Below are 16,064 nucleotides of genomic sequence, written 5' to 3' on the forward strand. Positions count from 1 at the left end.
TCTTTCTTGAGAATCCGAGGGGAGCTTTTATAGATGTTGAATGGCAAAGGCCTTTCCATATTTCCAGGGGGAGGCCAAGGATTCCGTCCTCTCCTGGAAAACAGATATCCCTTTGACGCGGTTTTAAATGGGCAATCGCTTTAAAATGCCTCACGATGGCGCTGATGGCGAAGTTCCCGGCGTTTTTCACCGGCTTCCCATTCGGCACGATCTTGGAAATTCTCCAGAATCAGCCCGGGAACAGCGGTAGGGTTGCCCTGGTCATCCAAGGCGACTTCCACCAGATAGGCGGTGTTTACAAGTTTGCGCTCCCCGGAGAGGCTTTCCACAAAACTATCGACGCGCACTTCCATAGAGGTACGCCCGACGTAGGTGATTTTCCCATGCAGGACGACTGTACTGTTCGCATAAACCGCTTCTTTAAATTGGAGATTATCAATTGCGGCGGTTGTGACATTCCGATTGGAATGTCGCCGCGCGACGATTCCGCCTACAACATCAATCCAGGCGGCCAGCTGTCCGCCGAATACGCGGCCAGCCCCATTCAAATGGTTAGGCATGATGGCTTGTACCTGTTCGACTTCAGAGTCTGCCACACGTTTTGCAGGGATGTTGGATTCCATAGGATCATTCCTTTAAACATGATTTTGGAGTGCAGGATTTTGAATAGGTGTGGATCTGTTGGCGCCAAGGCCCTTTTGAAGGCCACACTTGCACAGAATACCAATCACAAAAAATTTACGATTTACCTGGATTCCAAGATTTTCTTTTCTAATTATAACGTAAAATGCCCGGTTCTGTAAAGCTGGTTTGTACAAGAGGCTGAAAGAATGAACAAAAGATTGCAATCAGCCTGGTAGAGGTAACAGGATTGTAGTTGCACCAGGTAGTTTTTGTAGCTATAATGGTTCCTATGCAGAAAGGAGGCGGTGAGATGCCGGAAGAGTCTTGTTGCGCCATCCTTGTCGCGGCGGGAAACTCCAGCCGCATGGGGATGGGAATGTCCAAGCAGTTCCTTTTGTTGGGGGGGAAGCCGGTTATTGTACATACGCTGCTTGCCTTTGAGCGGGCGGCGAGCATTTCCAGCATCGTTGTAGTTTGCCGCCCGGAGGATCAGGCAGCTGTACAGTGTTTAGCGGATCAGCATGCAATTGGAAAGTTGTGCGCCGTTGTAGCGGGGGGAGCGACCCGGCAGCGCTCTGTCGCTGCGGGACTGGCTGCCGTACCAAAGGAAACGGAGTATTTGGCTATTCATGATGGGGCGCGTCCGCTGATTCGCCCTGAGGAGATCGACGCCACCGTACAGGATGCCCGGACTTATGGAGCTGCCGCGCTTTGCACGTTGGTGAAAGATACGATTAAAATGCAGAATACGGATGGATTTGTTTGTTCTACGCCGGACCGCAGCTCCCTGCGCGCGGTGCAGACTCCGCAGGTTTTTGAACGGGGTCTCTACGAACAGGCGATGCAAGTTGCAGCGCAAGAAGGCGCGGATTATACGGACGACTGCCAACTGGTGGAGCATTTGGGAAAAATGGTCCATTTGGTCACCGGCGGTTATACAAATATCAAGATTACAACCCCGGAGGACCTCCCTGCGGCGGAGGCGCTCCTCAAGAAAGAAAGGGGCGATCCTATGCGAATTGGGCACGGCTACGATGTCCACCGGCTGGTGCCCGGCCGGAAACTGGTTTTGGGTGGTGTTGAAATCCCTTATGATAAAGGCCTTTTGGGGCATTCGGATGCCGATGTATTGACCCATGCCGTGATGGATGCGTTGCTGGGAGCAGCGGCGCTGGGCGATATTGGAACATGGTTCCCGGACACAGACCCAGCTTACAGCGGCGCAGACAGCTTGGCGCTGCTGCGGCAGGTGGTCCATATCTTGCAGAAACACGGCTGCCGGATTGTAAATATCGACGCGACGGTTTTGGCCCAGGAACCAAAGCTCAAGCCTTATATTGAGATGATGCGCAGCCGTTTGGCTGAGGCGAGTGGAATGGAACTTGGGCAGGTTAGCGTGAAGGCTACAACGGAAGAAGGGCTCGGATTTACAGGGGAAAAGCAGGGGATCGCCGCTCATGCGGTGTGCTTGTTGGAAAAATAAAGGGGCAGGTTGTTCTTTCTAAGGAAATAGTCAAAGGGCTTGTTTGTAGCATACTCTGGTAATAAAAACAGAGAGGTGATACTTGTGGGCAAGCCTATGCTTATGGTTAGCTCCATCACATACGCGATGAAGGGGCGAGACCTGCTTTTTCAACACGGGATCAAGTCCTATGTAGAGAGAACACCGCACAGCAATGAAAACGCTGGATGCGGATACAGTATATATGTCCCCAACCGCACCGACGAGGCGGAGGCCATTTTGACACGAGCTGGCATTCGGGTCCTGGGCCGGACGGAAAGGGAGGACGTGGGATGATTTATTTCGATAACGCCGCGACCACCTACCCAAAGCCGCCGCAGGTGATTCGTGCAGTTGACGAAGCGATGCAAAAATACGGGGCAAATCCAGGCCGGGCAGGCCATACGATGTCCATGGAGACAGCGGAAGAGCTGTACCGGTGCCGGACGGCTGTGGCAGAATTTTTCCACGCGCCAGGCCCAGAGTGCGTAGTGTTTACACTCAATTGTACGCAAGCGATCAATTTCGTCTTAAAAGGTGTGTTAAAATCCGGGGATCATGTGGTCACCTCCAATTTGGAGCACAATGCCGTCATGCGCCCTCTCCAAGCGCTCCAAAAGAGGGGCGTCACTTATACAGAGGCGCAGGTAGTCCCTGGGGATAACGACGCTACGGTAGACGCCTTCCGGAAGGCACTGCGCGCCAATACCAAATTGATCGTCTGCACGCATGTTTCCAATGTGTGGGGCATTCGTCTGCCCATTGAGCGTTTAGCTGCACTGGGGCACGAGTATGGGGTCCCGATTGCTGTGGATTGCGCACAAAGCGCGGGCGTGCTGCCGGTTGATATGCAGGAGTTTCAATTCGACTATCTCTGTGTGGCTGCCCATAAAGGGCTCTATGCCCCCATGGGGACGGGAATTTTGATTACACCGCATGGGGCGTCCATGGAAACGTTGATGGAAGGCGGGACCGGGACGGCATCCATCTCATTGGAGCAACCGGAGACCATGCCCGACCGCCTGGAAAGTGGGACCATCAACATCCCGGGGATTGCCGGGATACGTGCAGGGATTTCTTTTGTGAAAAGCAAGGGGATTGAACGGATCTACCGGCATGAGCTGGGGCTGATCCAGGCATTATACCGAAGCCTATCCAAGATGGAAGGGGTTCAGCTTTACACACCGGAGCCTGTGGAGCCGTACTTTGCCCCTGTGCTTTCCTTCAATATAAAGGAGGCCAACAGCGAGGCTGTAGCGCAGAGGTTAAATGCGGCGGGGATCGCCGTCCGTGCGGGGTTGCACTGTGCGCCTAGGGCTCACGAGAGCTTTGGGACTTTGCAGCAGGGGGCTGTGCGTGTATGCCCGTCCGCCTTTAATAATATGAATGAGATCCGTGCGTTCTCCAACACGGTTATGAAAATTCATAGAAAATAGGGGAAAAGCATTTGCATATCCCATTAATTGTGATAATATTATATTGGATATTTTTATTATATGAAGGCATACGAACGTTAAAAATAGATTGAGAGCTTGTGAAAAGCGGAAGATAGTGGGTGCAAGAGAATATGGATTTTATTACCGGGCTTTGGGATACATTTGTTGCGTTGATCCATACTTTCAGTTTGAGCGACGCATTGGATGTATTGCTGGTCTCCTTTATTATTTATAATGGAATTAAGTTGATCCGCGAAACACGGGCAGAGCAACTGGTCAAGGGAATCATCATCCTGATGGGGGTCTATGCTGCCTCTGTTGTGATCCATTTGAACATGATGAGGACCTTATTGGATTATTTTTTCAATTTTACCATTATTGCCCTGTTGGTGATCTTTCAGCCAGAAATTCGCCGTGCGTTGGAGCAAATTGGCCGCAGCAAATTGGGTGGGAAATATTGGTTCCAGATCTCTTCGGAGGAAGCGGAAAAAGCCCTGCAGAAAAAACGGAAATGCCTTAACGCAGTCGTGGAAGCGTCTGGCAAATTTCAGAAATCCAAAACAGGCGCTTTGATGGTGTTCGAAATGCAAACAAAGCTTGGCGACATCATTGACACAGGTACAATTGTCAACGCGGAGCCTTCGGTGCCGCTGATTGGCAACATCTTTTGGAATAAAGCGCCGTTACATGACGGGGCGATGGTGATCCGTGACGGGGTGATCTATGCCGCTGGCTGTATCCTTCCACTGACCAAAAGCGATACCGTCAGCGTCGATCTTGGCACCCGCCACCGCGCTGCGATCGGAATGAGTGAAAACTCCGATGCGGTCGTGGTGGTCGTATCCGAAGAAACCGGGCAGATCTCCATTGCGGTCAATGGGGTTTTGACGCGGAATTATACGCGTGAAACGTTGCAGAGCGCACTGGAAGCGCTTCTTCTGCCGGAAGAAAATGCGAACGGTGAAAAACGTACGAGCAGAATTCCTTCCATTAGGAGGGGAAGAAAATCATGAACCATAAAAAATTTAGCTTAGGAAGTTTATTCTATAACAATAAATTTGTTTTGATTTTCTCTGTATTTGTCGCGCTGGTCATTTGGGTTGTTTTTGCCACGCGCAATACCGAGGAAATCCCACGTACTGTGACAGATGTGCCGATTGTCGTCAATTTGTCGGACTCGGCTCAGCAGTCGGGGCTAAAAGTGTTTAGCCCCATCAACGCCAAGGCAAAAGTGGCGATCAAGGGGAACAGCCTGACCGTCAACCAGGTTAAAAATACCGATTTGCAGATTGAAGCGAAACAGGCAGCGTCTTTGACCGGTCCAGTAAGCAACTACAAATTGGAGCTTTCCGCCACCAAATTGGGGAATCTCTCCAACTATGAGGTGGTTTCGATTGAACCTTCCAGCATTTTAGTCACTGTGGATTACTACAGCGAAAAGGTATTCAATATTGATACCAGCCAGATTACGCCGCCTGTAGACCCGCAGTACTATTTGAATACGCCGACCCTTTCTAGCGATAGCGTGACGGTTTCCGGCCCAAAACAAGAGGTCGATCAGGTCGCAAAGGTGACCATCCCTTATGAGCAGGACAAGACGCCTTTGACAGAGACCAAACATTTTACAGGCCGGCTGGTAATGCTGGATGCAGATGGAAATGAAATTAAGAGCGATAATCTTACTTTGAGCATGGAATCGGTCGAAGTCACATGCAATGTGTTGTACCGAAAGGTTTTGCCCTTACAGGTGGAATTCTCGGGGAGACCGAGCAACCTTACCGGCTTTGAAAGCCGCGTGACCGTCGAACCAAAGGAAATCGAAGTGGCTGGGCCAGAGGATGCGTTTGCAAATATTTCCGAGCTCACGTTGCCCGCCATTGATTTTTCGACGATCAGCCCCACAAGCAATGAATTTGATGTGGATGTCAGTTTGCCGACGGGATTTAAAAACGTCAGTAATATTTATACGGCCAAAGTGAGCATCGATTTGGACACTTTTACAACCCGGACTGTTTCCCTCAACCCGGAGACGATTACCTTCAAGAATCTTCCCGCGGGATACGAAGCGGCCGTATATACGCAGAGTCTCAGCGTGACCGCTGTCGGCCCGCCGGATGAAATTGAGGCGTTTACGGAAAACAATCTGGTGGCTCAGATTGATATGACTGGTAAAGAGCAATTTACCGGTCAGACGGAAGTCCCTGTCACGATTTCCGTAACGGGCGCACCCAATTCCTGGGTGTATGGCAGCTATATGGTCAATATTGGTGTGAGCGCAAAAATGGAATAACAAGCGATATGCAAGGACCTATGAAAAGGAGCAAGCCTGTTTGACGGCAGGTTGCTCCTTTTCTCTGCTTTCCTGAAAAGTCCAGAACCGTTTGGAAAAGTATTTGGGAGCACAGGCCATGGGTATTGAATAAGAATTGCCAAAATGGTACAATAAAACTCTGTAAAATGATCGTTTGCTTTCATGACGAGAGGTCCTAGTGGACCGGGCGCATGCACAAGATGGTGTATTTCGCGCCTTTCGGAATGCAAGGATGCAATGCGTTATTATCCTAAGTGTGGCAACGGATACGGTGCATGTGCGCACAGGAAACGGTGGGCCCTAGCAGATACGAGGTGGATGGGAAAATGAAGAAGTGGAATGTATTGCCGTGTGATTGGAAAGCGGCGGAAGCACTTGCACAGCGGTATCAGGTCCCGGCGGCGATGGGGGCGCTGCTCCAAACGCGCGGGTTGACCGGGCCGGAACAGATTGAAGCAATGTTTGGATCGGAGATCTCTTTGTCCGACCCGATGCAAATGGTGGATATGGACCGCGCTGTCGAGCGGGTTTGGCGAGCGGTCAATGGCTTTGAAAAAATTACAGTCTATGGAGATTACGATGCAGATGGCGTCACCTCCACGGCGATGCTGTATTCTTACTTGGAATCCAATGGGGCCGATGTGACATACTATATCCCAGAACGGGAGCGGGAAGGGTACGGCTTGAATGTAGCGGCGCTTGACCAGCTGCACCAGCAGGGGACTCAACTGATTATCACGGTGGACAACGGCATTTCGTCCGTCGAAGAGGTTGCCTATGCGGCACAGCTTGGAATGGATGTTGTGGTGACCGACCACCACCGGCCGCGCGAGGTTCTCCCAGCCGCTTGCGCTGTGGTGGACCCGCACCGGCTGGATTGCCCCAGCCCCTTTAAGGATTTCGCCGGCGTGGGCGTGGCCTTTAAATTGATTATGGCTTTGGAAGGGCCGGATTGTGATTTGACCGGCCTGTTGGAAAATTATGCGGATCTGGTCGCCATCGGTACAATTGGGGACGTCGTTCCCCTGCTGGGGGAGAACCGCGTTCTGGTCCGTGCCGGCTTGCCGCATTTGTCCCGGTCCGACCGCCTGGGCTTGCGGGCCCTTTTGGAAAATGCCAGCCTGGACAACCGGGAACTCACGGCGGCCAATGTGGCGTTCGGCGTTGTGCCACGGATCAACGCGACGGGCCGGATTGCTTCCCCGGACCGCGCTGTCCGCCTCCTGCTCTCCGAAGATCCGGAGGAAGCGGCTGGACTGGCGGGGGATGTTTGCGATTGCAACGATTACCGGCGGCAGATTGAGAGCGATATCTTTGAGCGGGTTTTAGAAGAATTAGAGAAAGACCCACAGCGGCTATATGACCGCGTTCTGGTAGTCGCGGGAGAAAATTGGCATCCGGGCGTGATTGGGATTGTTTCTGCGCGCATTACCGAGCGATTTGGAAAACCGAGCATCTTGATCTCGGTCAATGGGACGGAAGCAAAAGGTTCTGGCAGGAGCATCGAAGGGTTTTCTCTATTTGAGGCGGTTTGCTCCTGCTCGGATTTGCTCACCAAATTTGGCGGGCACCCCATGGCGGCGGGGCTGAGCCTCCGGCCGGAAAACATCGAACGGTTCCGCGAGAGGATCAATGCCTATGCCGCGGCCCATACGCCGCAGATGCCCATGCCAACGCTCACCATCGACTGTATTTTGCAGCCGGAGCAGCTGACCCTGGAAGTGACGCGCAGTGTAAAATTGCTGGAGCCGTTTGGAACGGGAAATCCTGCCCCGCTCTTTGGATTGTTTGGCGTCCGCTTGCAGGACATTACGCCGGTTGGCGGCGGGAAGCACCTCCGATTGACGGTGGTAAAGGGGAATTACGCGGTGCGCTGTATGCGGTTTGGCGTGTCCTTGGAGATGTTCCCCTATGCGGCGGGGGATCTTCTCGATTTGGCGGTGACGCTGGACGCCAAGCTCTTTAATGGGAAAGAGACGCTTTCCATCATCGTCAGGGACTGCAAGCCCTCCGGGATGGACGGCGCCTCCGTATTGACCGGCGTGCAGGTGTACGAAAAATGGATGCGGAACGAATCGATGACCAAACAAGAGGTGGACAGTCTTACCCCTACCCGGGAGGAATTTGCCAATGTCTATCGGTTCTTACGAGCGAAAAACGGTTATGAAGGTCCCGAAGAGGTGTTTTTTTATCGCACCTGCGCTTCGCCCGGAGGGAATATGGGCAAGCTGTTGACGATGTTAGATGTTTTGTCGGAGCACGGCTTGACGTCACAGCAGCGGTCCGGCGGCGTTTGTAAGTTGACCTTGAAGCCGGTACAACGGAAAGTCAATTTATTTGATTCCAAGATTTTGGCGGGATTGCGGGCTTTACAGAAGGAGGGGGAACCTTATGGCGGAGAAACTCAGAACCTATAACGACTTATTAAAACTGATTCAGGACAGCGAACGGGAATATGACCTAGCTCTGATCGACAAAGCCTATCAATTGGCCTATCAGATGCATGGGGATCAAAAGCGTCTCTCCGGAGCGCCATATATTTCCCATCCCATCGCGGTGGCTTGCATCCTGGTAGAGATGGGTATGGATTCCGAATCGGTTGCGGCGGGCCTACTGCACGATGTGGTGGAAGATACGCCGGTGGACCTTGAGCAGATCCGCAAAATGTTTGGCAATGAAATCGCCAATTTGACGAACGGCGTCACCAAACTCGGCCGGATTCCCTATTCCTCCCGGGAAGAACAGCAGGCGGAAAACCTGCGGAAAATGCTGATCGCTATGGCGGACGACATCCGCGTCATCATCATCAAATTGGCGGACCGCCTGCACAACATGCGCACCATTGAATTTATGGCGCCGCAGAAACAGCGCGACAAAGCACTGGAGAATATGGAGGTCTATGCGCCGATCGCCCACCGCCTTGGTATCCGCATGGTCAAAGAGGAGCTGGAGGATATCTCCCTGCGCTATCTCGACCCCATCGCTTACCAGGAGATTGAAAGCGGCCTGGCCATGCGCAGTGGGGAGCGGAAGGCGTTTATTGAGGTGACCAAAAAGCGCATTTACGACCGCATCTCGCCGGAAATCCCCAATGTGTATCTGGAAGGCCGTGTCAAGAGCATCAACGGCATCTACCGGAAGATGTTCATCCAGGGGAAAAGTATGGATGAAATCTATGACATCTATGCGGTGCGCGTCATCGTTGATACCATCAACGATTGCTATAATGTGTTGGGCGTGATTCACGACATGTTCCGCCCGATCCCCAACCGGTTTAAAGACTATATTTCCACGCCGAAGCCCAATGGATACCAATCCCTTCACACAACCGTGCTCAGCAAAGAAGGGGTTGCGTTTGAAGTGCAGATCCGGACTTGGGAGATGCACCATACAGCGGAATACGGCATCGCGGCGCACTGGAAATACAAACTTGGTGTGACCAAGGGGGACAAGCTGGACGACCGTTTGGCCTGGATCCGGCAGATGCTGGAGAACCAAAAAGACAGCGGCGATGCGACCGACCTGGTGCGGACGATTAAGTCAGACCTTGCGCCGGAAGAGGTGTTTGTATTTACCCCAAAGGGCGACGTGATCAGCCTGCCGAGCGGTTCCACCGTAATCGACTTTGCCTATGCCATCCACAGCGCGGTTGGTAACCGCATGGTGGGGGCCAAAGTCGACAAGCGCATCGTGCCGATCGACTATAAGGTGAAAAACGGCGAGATCATCGAGATTCTCACGGCCAAAGAGGGAAGCCATGGACCAAGCCGCGACTGGTTAAAGATTGTGAAGACCAGCGAGGCGCGCAACAAGATCCGCCAGTGGTTTAAAAAGGAGCGCCGTGAGGAGAACATTGTGGAGGGCAGGGCCGAGCTGGAGCGCGAATTCCGGCGCAACGGCATCGACCTGACGGACGAAGAGCTCAAGAGCTGCCTGGAACTCATCGGCCGCCGTCAGAATTGCACTTCGGAGGACGACGTCTATGCAGCCATTGGCTACGGCGGCATCCAGCTTTGGAAGGTCATGCCGAAGCTCAAGGAGGAATATATCAAATCCCACAAGCCGGCGGTGCAGGAGGAGCGTCCCAAGCAACAGCCTAAGACAAACAAAAAACCGGTCGGCGGCGTGATCGTAGACGGCATGGAGGGGTGCCTCATCAAGTTCTCCCGCTGCTGCAATCCGTTGCCGGGCGATGAGATCATCGGGTTTATCACCCGCGGGTTTGGCGTTTCCATCCACAAGCGGAGCTGTTCCAATGTGCCAAAGGTGATCCGGGACGCACCGGAACCGGAGCGTTGGATTCAGGCGCACTGGGAGGGCGTGGTCAAAGAGGTGTTCAAATCCACACTGGAAATCGTGGCAACAGACCGCCCCGGTTTGCTGGCGGATGTCACCCAACAGCTTTTCAATATGCATTTGTTTATCCATTCCCTCAATTCACGCGAGACAAAGGACGGCAGCGCCGTCATCTCGGTGACCATCACCATCAATGGAAGAGACCATCTACAGACCATTATCAGCCGTTTGATGAACATTTCCGGGATTGTCTCGGTGCGTAGAGCGTAATCGGCTGTGTTATAGAAATGGAGAGTTCCTTATGAAAGTAACCAGATATACCGGCGGGCCGTTGCCCACCAATTGTTATATGTTGACAGATGAATCCACCGGCGCATCAGCGGTGATTGACCCGGGCTTTGTGAATGCCAGCCTCCTGAAAGCGGTGGAGGAAGCGGATGTTCAGGCGATTTTGCTGACCCACGGCCATTGGGATCACATTGCGGGCGTTGCGGAGATTCAGAAGAAGACCGGCGCGAAATTGTACATCGACGCGGAGGACGAGCTGTTCCTCACGGACAGTGCCTTGAATTTGTCTGTTGAACTGACGGGCCGTCCGCTTCCGCCGCTAAAGGCCGACGTCACGGTCTCCGACGGCGACGTCATCCCGCTGGGAAACCTGCGCATTCATGTCCTGCACACGCCGGGTCACACCATCGGCAGCTGCTGCTATGTGGTGGAGGGCGCTATTTTCAGTGGGGATACCCTCTTTAAGATGAGCGCCGGGCGGACGGATTTCCCGACGGGTAGTTATCCGCAGCTGCTCGCGTCCCTGAAACGCCTTTGCGCTTTGGAAGGGGATTATCATGTCTATCCAGGGCATGAATGGGAGACAACTTTGGGCTTTGAGCGGAAGCACAATCCGTTTGTAGAGGGCTGACCTCATGGCAGAAAGAACATTGTATCAAAGCGCCCCGGTGATGCGGCTTTACATTGCGGAGCATCCCTTCCACTATGAGATGGAAAACCTGTGCCGCATCTTTTTTCCATATCATCGGATTGAAACCATCCCCTGCGGAACGGATGGGAACGGGGCGCATATTCTGGACTACGGCACATTGGGTGCTTACACGGGTATGCAAACGGAGTTAGGCGGCATCCGGCTGCAAGCCCGTTTATTCTTTGGCGGAAGGGAGCGGACAGCCGAGGAACGCACATCGCTCTCTTTCCCGGGGGATCTCAAGGAGTTGGAACGGCGTATGGGCGTCTTGCTCTTTGGGCTGCTTACACAGGCCTGTGCATACACGCCAAAGTGGGGAATCCTCACGGGGGTTCGCCCGATCAAGCTGTTGCGCAGCCTCGCAGAGCGTATGGGGGAGGAAGCGGCCTTGCAGAGCTTCCAGCAGGACTGGCTGGTGAGCGCGGAAAAAACGGAGTTGAGCCGCATCACCATGGGGAACGAGCAGAAGATTTTGTCCCTTTCCCGTCCCGAATCGTTTAGCCTGTATGTTTCCATCCCGTTTTGCCCCACGCGCTGTTCGTATTGCTCCTTTGTGTCGTCTTCTGTGGAGCGCACCGCAAAGCTCATCCCAGAGTATTTGGAACTGCTCTGCGTGGAAATCCAACATACGGCAGAGGTGGCAAAGGGGCTTGGCCTCCGCCTGGAATCGGTGTATATCGGCGGCGGAACCCCTACCACGCTTTCTGCGGAGCAGTTGGCCCAGTTGCTGGACACGATTACGGCGGCGTTTGACATGAGCACCTGCCGCGAGTTTACCGTAGAGGCGGGGCGTCCCGACACCATCACAGCAGAGAAGCTGAAAGCCATACTTCCGCGCGGGGTGACGCGGATCAGCATCAACCCGCAGACGCTGAACGACCATGTGTTGGAGACAATCGGACGCCGGCACACGGCGGCGCAGACGCTGGAAGCGTTTTCTTTGGCCCGCGCCTGCGGATACGATGACATCAATATGGATTTGATCGTCGGCTTCCCGGAGGATACCATGGAGAGCTTCCAAGAGACGATGGAGGGTGTGCTGGCGCTCCATCCGGAGAGCATTACCGTGCACACGCTTTCCTTGAAGCGGTCTGCGCGCATCTTCCAGGATGACAGCGAACCCTTTAGCAGGGATGCTGCGCTGGCGGGGGATATGTTGGATTGGGGCGATGCACAGCTCCTCCAACATGGCTATACGCCGTATTACCTGTACCGGCAAAGCCGGATGGTGGGCAACCTGGAAAACACGGGTTGGGCGAAGCAGGGGAAAGAGAGCCTCTACAATGTCTATATCATGGATGAAACGCATACCATATTGGCATGCGGTGCGGGTGCGGTCACGAAGGTGCGGGACCCGTATTCCGACCAGCTCAAACGCATTTTTAATTTCAAGTACCCGTATGAATACATCCGCCGCCACGGGGAAATGCTTACAAGAAAAGAACAGGTGAGAACCATTTATGAAGAATATTGGCGGGCAAGACAAACTTTATCATCGGTATGAGAACGACCTGGAGCGCATCAATTATGAGGCGGAACACAATGCCTCTGCGTTTATTGCCCGGACAGAGGCTGCGTTTCATCGGGATATCCGAAGGATCGCGGAAACCATCGCCTCCTCTACGGACCTATGCAAGGTCATCATGCTAGCGGGGCCGTCCAGCAGCGGAAAGACGACCACCGCGCACATCCTGTTGGACGCTTTGCGGGAATGCGGCATCGGTTCGCAGGTGATCTCGCTCGATAACTTTTATAAAGGGGAATCGGACGCGCCCCTATTGGAAAACGGCCAGCATGACTATGAGTCGGTGGAGGCATTGAACGTCCCGCTGTTGGAACGCTGCCTGCTCGATTTGATGAAGACCAACACCTGCGATATGCCGGTCTTTGATTTTGAGAATCACTGCCCGCACCCGTATACCCGGCGTATCCGCTTTGGGGAACGGGAGATCGCGGTGGTCGAGGGCATCCATGCGCTCAACCCAGCGATCAGCCGGCATCTGCCGGAGGACGGTGTTTTGAAAATATATATCAGCGTCAAACAGGGCTTTGAAGAGCAGGGCGAAGCGCTCCTTTCACCGAACCAGGTGCGCTTAGTGCGCCGGTTGGTGCGGGATTCCCTGTTCCGCAACACCCAGCCGGGCCGGACATTGGATATGTGGGATACCGTGATGGACGGGGAGCGGAAATACATCAAGCCCTATCGCGGGGAGGCAGATGTCACAATCAATTCCCTGCATTGCTATGAACCGTGCGTGATGCGGGCGCAGGCGCTTCCGCTTTTGGAGCGTGTGGATCCCTCGGAGCCCTATTATCCGCAGGCGTGTGAACTGGCAGATTGCCTGCGGCGGTTCACAACGATTTCGCAGGCGCTTGTGCCGAAAACTTCCCTACTGCGGGAGTTTATCGGGGGCGGCGTTTACGGGGAATAGCAAGTGGACAAAGGCATTTTATCCACATTGGAAGAGATTCCTAGGGAAACCCTTGATTTCCAGAATCAATTGGTGCTATAATTGAGCAAACTATCATAAAAAGGGAGCGTGTGAAAATGGGACTTTTTGAAGATGTCGTCGTGAATGCAAAAGAAGCAGTCAATGCCGTTGGCAAAAAAGCGGGCCAGATGGTGGATATTTCCAAGCTGAGGCTGAGCGCGGCGGATCTGAACAATGAAATTTCCAAGCGCTTTGAAGCCCTGGGCAGGGTGATATATGACGCCAAAAAGACGGGAAATGATTCCGCGGACTTGGCAGATGAATGCATCACGACCATCGACGACCTGTATGAGCAGTTGGATGCAGTAAACGATCAGATTTCTGCGTTGCGCAGTAAAGTGATCTGCAAGAAGTGCGGGGCGGAAAACCCAGCGGAAGCATGCTATTGCAACATGTGCGGCAGTAAATTCGATGCGCAGTAAGTTCGGCACTTAAGGAAATAGGTAGATGAAAAAGAGGGGGAAACCCCTCTTTTTGTGTTCTTAGCGTTGTGCAAGGGCGATGGAGGTCTAATCCATCCACAGATACCGTATATATGAACGGATGGGATCTATCCCGGGAGAGCGGCGCTGCAGCCGCAAAAAGATGGAGATGGGATGGTAGGATTATCTATGGGAAAACGGATGGGAGGCCCCACGAAGCAAAGCTTCCTGCACGGCGCATTGATCCTTCTAGTCGCTGTCGCGATTGTAAAGGTGATCGGCGCGCTTTTCAAAATTCCTCTGAATTTAATTATCACGCCGGTCGGCATGGGGTATTTTTCGACGGCGTACAACCTGTATAACCCAATTTTTAGCCTGGCCACCGCGGGGTTCCCCATTGCGATTGCCCGGCTGGTATCGGAGAATTATGCGAGGGGCCGCTTCCGGGACATCCGGCAGATCCATAAAGTGTCGATCCCCATTTTTCTGACGCTGGGCCTTTTGGCGTTTTGCCTGATGTTCTTCGGCGCGAAGCCATACGTCTCCTATGCGACGGACAGCGGGGATATGAATGCGCTGCCCGCCATTTATTTGCTATCCCCTGCGATCTTATTCAGCAGCATGGTGGCCATTTACCGCGGCTATTACGAGGGCCTGCGCAATATGTACCCCACCGCCCTCTCCGAAGTGGTGGAAGCGCTGTTCAAGCTGGTCCTGGGGTTGGCGGGCGCATATCTAGTGATCCAGAACGGATTAAACGAATATGCGGCCTCCGGCACGGTCTATGGAATCCCGGTGGAATCGGTGGAATACGCCAAAGCAGCCGCCCTGCCCTATGCCGCTGCGGGAGCGATTTTTGGCGTGACCGTCGGCTCCGCTTTTGGCTTTGTCTTCCTGTGGATTTACCATAAATGCAATGGGGACGGGATTACGCACGAGATGCTGGCCGGCTCGCCGCGTCCCTATCCGATGAAGCAGACGGTGGTCCGCCTGGTACGAACGGCCATCCCGGTGGCGCTGGGCGCTCTGGCGGTCAATCTTTCCAGCCTGGTAGATACGACGTTTGTACAGCGCCGTCTGCGCGATATTATGTCCGTTCATCCGGAGGTGTTGCTGCAGGAATACAGCGGCCTGTTGAGCGAAGTCGTCATCCAAACGGACCGCGTCCCGACGTTCCTGTTCGGCTGTTACGGCAATGCGACGACCCTGTTTATGCTCGTACCGGCGATCACCCAGGCGTTTGGCGTGTCAGCCCTTCCGAATGTCACCACGGCCTGGACCACAGGCGACCCGAAGAAGATCAAAAATAGCATTGAAACCGTCCTGCGCGTTGTGGCGATGATTACCATTCCGGCGGGCTTGGGGCTTTCCGTCCTCTCCGGGCCGATCACGCAGCTGTTGGGCTATAATGAGATAACGGGAAAAATCCTGATCCTCCTGGGCCTCGGAGCGATTTTTGCCGCCACGGATACCCCAATCAACAGCATGTTGCAGGCGGTGGGGCGCGTCGATCTGCCCATTAAGCTGCTCTCTGTGGGGTTGGTCATCAAAGTGGTTCTCAATTACCTGTTGGTTGGAATCCCGGAGATCAATGTGATGGGCGCGGGGATCGGCACGCTAGTCTGCTATTTCTTCCTGACGGTGTTCGGGTTGGTTCTGCTGTGCCGGGAGGCCAAGATCAAGTTGGACTGGGTTGGGCTGTTTGTAAAGCCCTTCCTTTCGGGAGGCGTCTGTGTCCTGTCCGCTTATCTGGTGCAGAACTATGCCGCCATGTTGGTGGACGGCCGCATTGCCACCATTCTAGCGCTGTTTGTGGCGGTCGTAGTCTATGGCGCCTGCATGCTTTGGACGAGGGCTTTGCAGAAAAGCGACATCCTGATGCTGCCCAAGGGACAAAAAATTGCCAAAATACTTGAAAATCATGGTTGGATAAGGTAATATAGAACTTGTCCATTTTTGCCCGATGGCAACGGGTTGATTGGATTCGTAGAATGGTTTCGGAA

At 53.6% G+C, this 16,064-nt stretch carries 13 protein-coding genes; 12 read left to right on the plus strand and 1 reads right to left on the minus strand.

All coding sequences use genetic code 11. The features are described from left to right. Positions 1 to 140: 140 nt before the first annotated feature. Positions 141 to 623: an acyl-CoA thioesterase gene (locus I2G69_RS08545; protein ID WP_087229390.1), complete on the minus strand. Its 483-nt coding sequence runs from the start codon at positions 621 to 623 to the stop codon at positions 141 to 143. Between the two features lie 311 nt (positions 624 to 934). On the opposite strand from I2G69_RS08545, the gene ispD reads away from it, so the two are divergent. The 12 genes from ispD (at position 935) to I2G69_RS08605 (ending at position 15,999) form a co-directional block, all read left to right on the plus strand. Next, a complete protein-coding gene (gene ispD, locus I2G69_RS08550) occupies positions 935 to 2,107 on the plus strand; it encodes a 2-C-methyl-D-erythritol 4-phosphate cytidylyltransferase (protein ID WP_207651938.1) in 1,173 nt (390 codons plus the stop codon). An 84-nt stretch (positions 2,108 to 2,191) separates the two neighbouring features. Further along, positions 2,192 to 2,422 carry a DUF3343 domain-containing protein gene (locus tag I2G69_RS08555; protein WP_237966375.1) on the plus strand — a complete coding sequence of 77 codons (231 nt, stop codon included), beginning with the start codon at positions 2,192 to 2,194 and terminating at the stop codon, positions 2,420 to 2,422. After that, positions 2,419 to 3,561, plus strand: coding sequence for an aminotransferase class V-fold PLP-dependent enzyme (locus I2G69_RS08560; protein WP_195560642.1), 1,143 nt, complete (start codon positions 2,419 to 2,421; stop codon positions 3,559 to 3,561). The genes I2G69_RS08555 and I2G69_RS08560 overlap by 4 nt, the downstream gene beginning before the upstream one ends. A gap of 131 nt (positions 3,562 to 3,692) precedes the next feature. After that, complete coding sequence (gene cdaA / locus I2G69_RS08565; protein ID WP_087229597.1) at positions 3,693 to 4,574, plus strand: diadenylate cyclase CdaA; 882 nt, start codon at positions 3,693 to 3,695, stop codon at positions 4,572 to 4,574. Next, a complete protein-coding gene (locus tag I2G69_RS08570; RefSeq protein ID WP_087229381.1) occupies positions 4,571 to 5,851 on the plus strand; it encodes a CdaR family protein in 1,281 nt (426 codons plus the stop codon). The genes cdaA and I2G69_RS08570 overlap by 4 nt, the downstream gene beginning before the upstream one ends. Positions 5,852 to 6,198: 347 nt before the next feature. Next, positions 6,199 to 8,289, plus strand: a complete 2,091-nt coding sequence (gene recJ / locus I2G69_RS08575; protein WP_243254925.1) for a single-stranded-DNA-specific exonuclease RecJ — start codon at positions 6,199 to 6,201, stop codon at positions 8,287 to 8,289. Beyond that, entirely contained in the window at positions 8,264 to 10,438 is a 2,175-nt protein-coding gene (locus I2G69_RS08580; RefSeq protein ID WP_191362515.1) for a RelA/SpoT family protein, read from the plus strand. The genes recJ and I2G69_RS08580 overlap by 26 nt, the downstream gene beginning before the upstream one ends. A 31-nt stretch (positions 10,439 to 10,469) precedes the next feature. Further along, positions 10,470 to 11,087 carry an MBL fold metallo-hydrolase gene (locus tag I2G69_RS08585; RefSeq protein WP_087229372.1) on the plus strand — a complete coding sequence of 206 codons (618 nt, stop codon included), beginning with the start codon at positions 10,470 to 10,472 and terminating at the stop codon, positions 11,085 to 11,087. A 4-nt stretch (positions 11,088 to 11,091) separates the two neighbouring features. Further along, complete coding sequence (hemZ, locus tag I2G69_RS08590) at positions 11,092 to 12,651, plus strand: coproporphyrinogen dehydrogenase HemZ (protein ID WP_243254926.1); 1,560 nt, start codon at positions 11,092 to 11,094, stop codon at positions 12,649 to 12,651. Continuing rightward, a complete protein-coding gene (locus I2G69_RS08595) occupies positions 12,608 to 13,579 on the plus strand; it encodes a uridine kinase family protein (RefSeq protein WP_195560644.1) in 972 nt (323 codons plus the stop codon). The genes hemZ and I2G69_RS08595 overlap by 44 nt, the downstream gene beginning before the upstream one ends. A 116-nt stretch (positions 13,580 to 13,695) precedes the next feature. After that, the gene (locus I2G69_RS08600) at positions 13,696 to 14,061 is read left to right on the plus strand and encodes a zinc ribbon domain-containing protein (RefSeq protein WP_191362514.1); all 366 of its coding nucleotides are present in this window, start codon (positions 13,696 to 13,698) and stop codon (positions 14,059 to 14,061) included. Between the two features lie 189 nt (positions 14,062 to 14,250). Then, positions 14,251 to 15,999: a putative polysaccharide biosynthesis protein gene (locus tag I2G69_RS08605; protein ID WP_243254927.1), complete on the plus strand. Its 1,749-nt coding sequence runs from the start codon at positions 14,251 to 14,253 to the stop codon at positions 15,997 to 15,999. Positions 16,000 to 16,064 lie beyond the last annotated feature (65 nt).

Origin of the sequence: Anaeromassilibacillus sp. D41t1_190614_C2, assembly GCF_015558525.1 — a bacterium.
In the GTDB taxonomy this organism is placed as follows: domain Bacteria; phylum Bacillota; class Clostridia; order Oscillospirales; family Acutalibacteraceae; genus Anaeromassilibacillus; species Anaeromassilibacillus stercoravium.

Excerpts from the sequence above, each read along its gene's own strand:
- I2G69_RS08570 (WP_087229381.1), top strand. The coding sequence starts at position 4,571 with ATGAACCATAAAAAATTTAGCTTAGGAAGTTTATTCTATAACAATAAA.
- I2G69_RS08585 (WP_087229372.1), top strand. The coding sequence starts at position 10,470 with ATGAAAGTAACCAGATATACCGGCGGGCCGTTGCCCACCAATTGTTAT.
- I2G69_RS08580 (WP_191362515.1), top strand. The coding sequence starts at position 8,264 with ATGGCGGAGAAACTCAGAACCTATAACGACTTATTAAAACTGATTCAG.
- I2G69_RS08605 (WP_243254927.1), top strand. The coding sequence starts at position 14,251 with ATGGGAAAACGGATGGGAGGCCCCACGAAGCAAAGCTTCCTGCACGGC.
- hemZ (WP_243254926.1), top strand. The coding sequence starts at position 11,092 with ATGGCAGAAAGAACATTGTATCAAAGCGCCCCGGTGATGCGGCTTTAC.
- I2G69_RS08595 (WP_195560644.1), top strand. The coding sequence starts at position 12,608 with ATGAAGAATATTGGCGGGCAAGACAAACTTTATCATCGGTATGAGAAC.
- ispD (WP_207651938.1), top strand. The coding sequence starts at position 935 with ATGCCGGAAGAGTCTTGTTGCGCCATCCTTGTCGCGGCGGGAAACTCC.
- I2G69_RS08600 (WP_191362514.1), top strand. The coding sequence starts at position 13,696 with ATGGGACTTTTTGAAGATGTCGTCGTGAATGCAAAAGAAGCAGTCAAT.
- cdaA (WP_087229597.1), top strand. The coding sequence starts at position 3,693 with ATGGATTTTATTACCGGGCTTTGGGATACATTTGTTGCGTTGATCCAT.
- I2G69_RS08545 (WP_087229390.1), bottom strand. The coding sequence starts at position 623 with ATGGAATCCAACATCCCTGCAAAACGTGTGGCAGACTCTGAAGTCGAA.
- I2G69_RS08560 (WP_195560642.1), top strand. The coding sequence starts at position 2,419 with ATGATTTATTTCGATAACGCCGCGACCACCTACCCAAAGCCGCCGCAG.
- recJ (WP_243254925.1), top strand. The coding sequence starts at position 6,199 with ATGAAGAAGTGGAATGTATTGCCGTGTGATTGGAAAGCGGCGGAAGCA.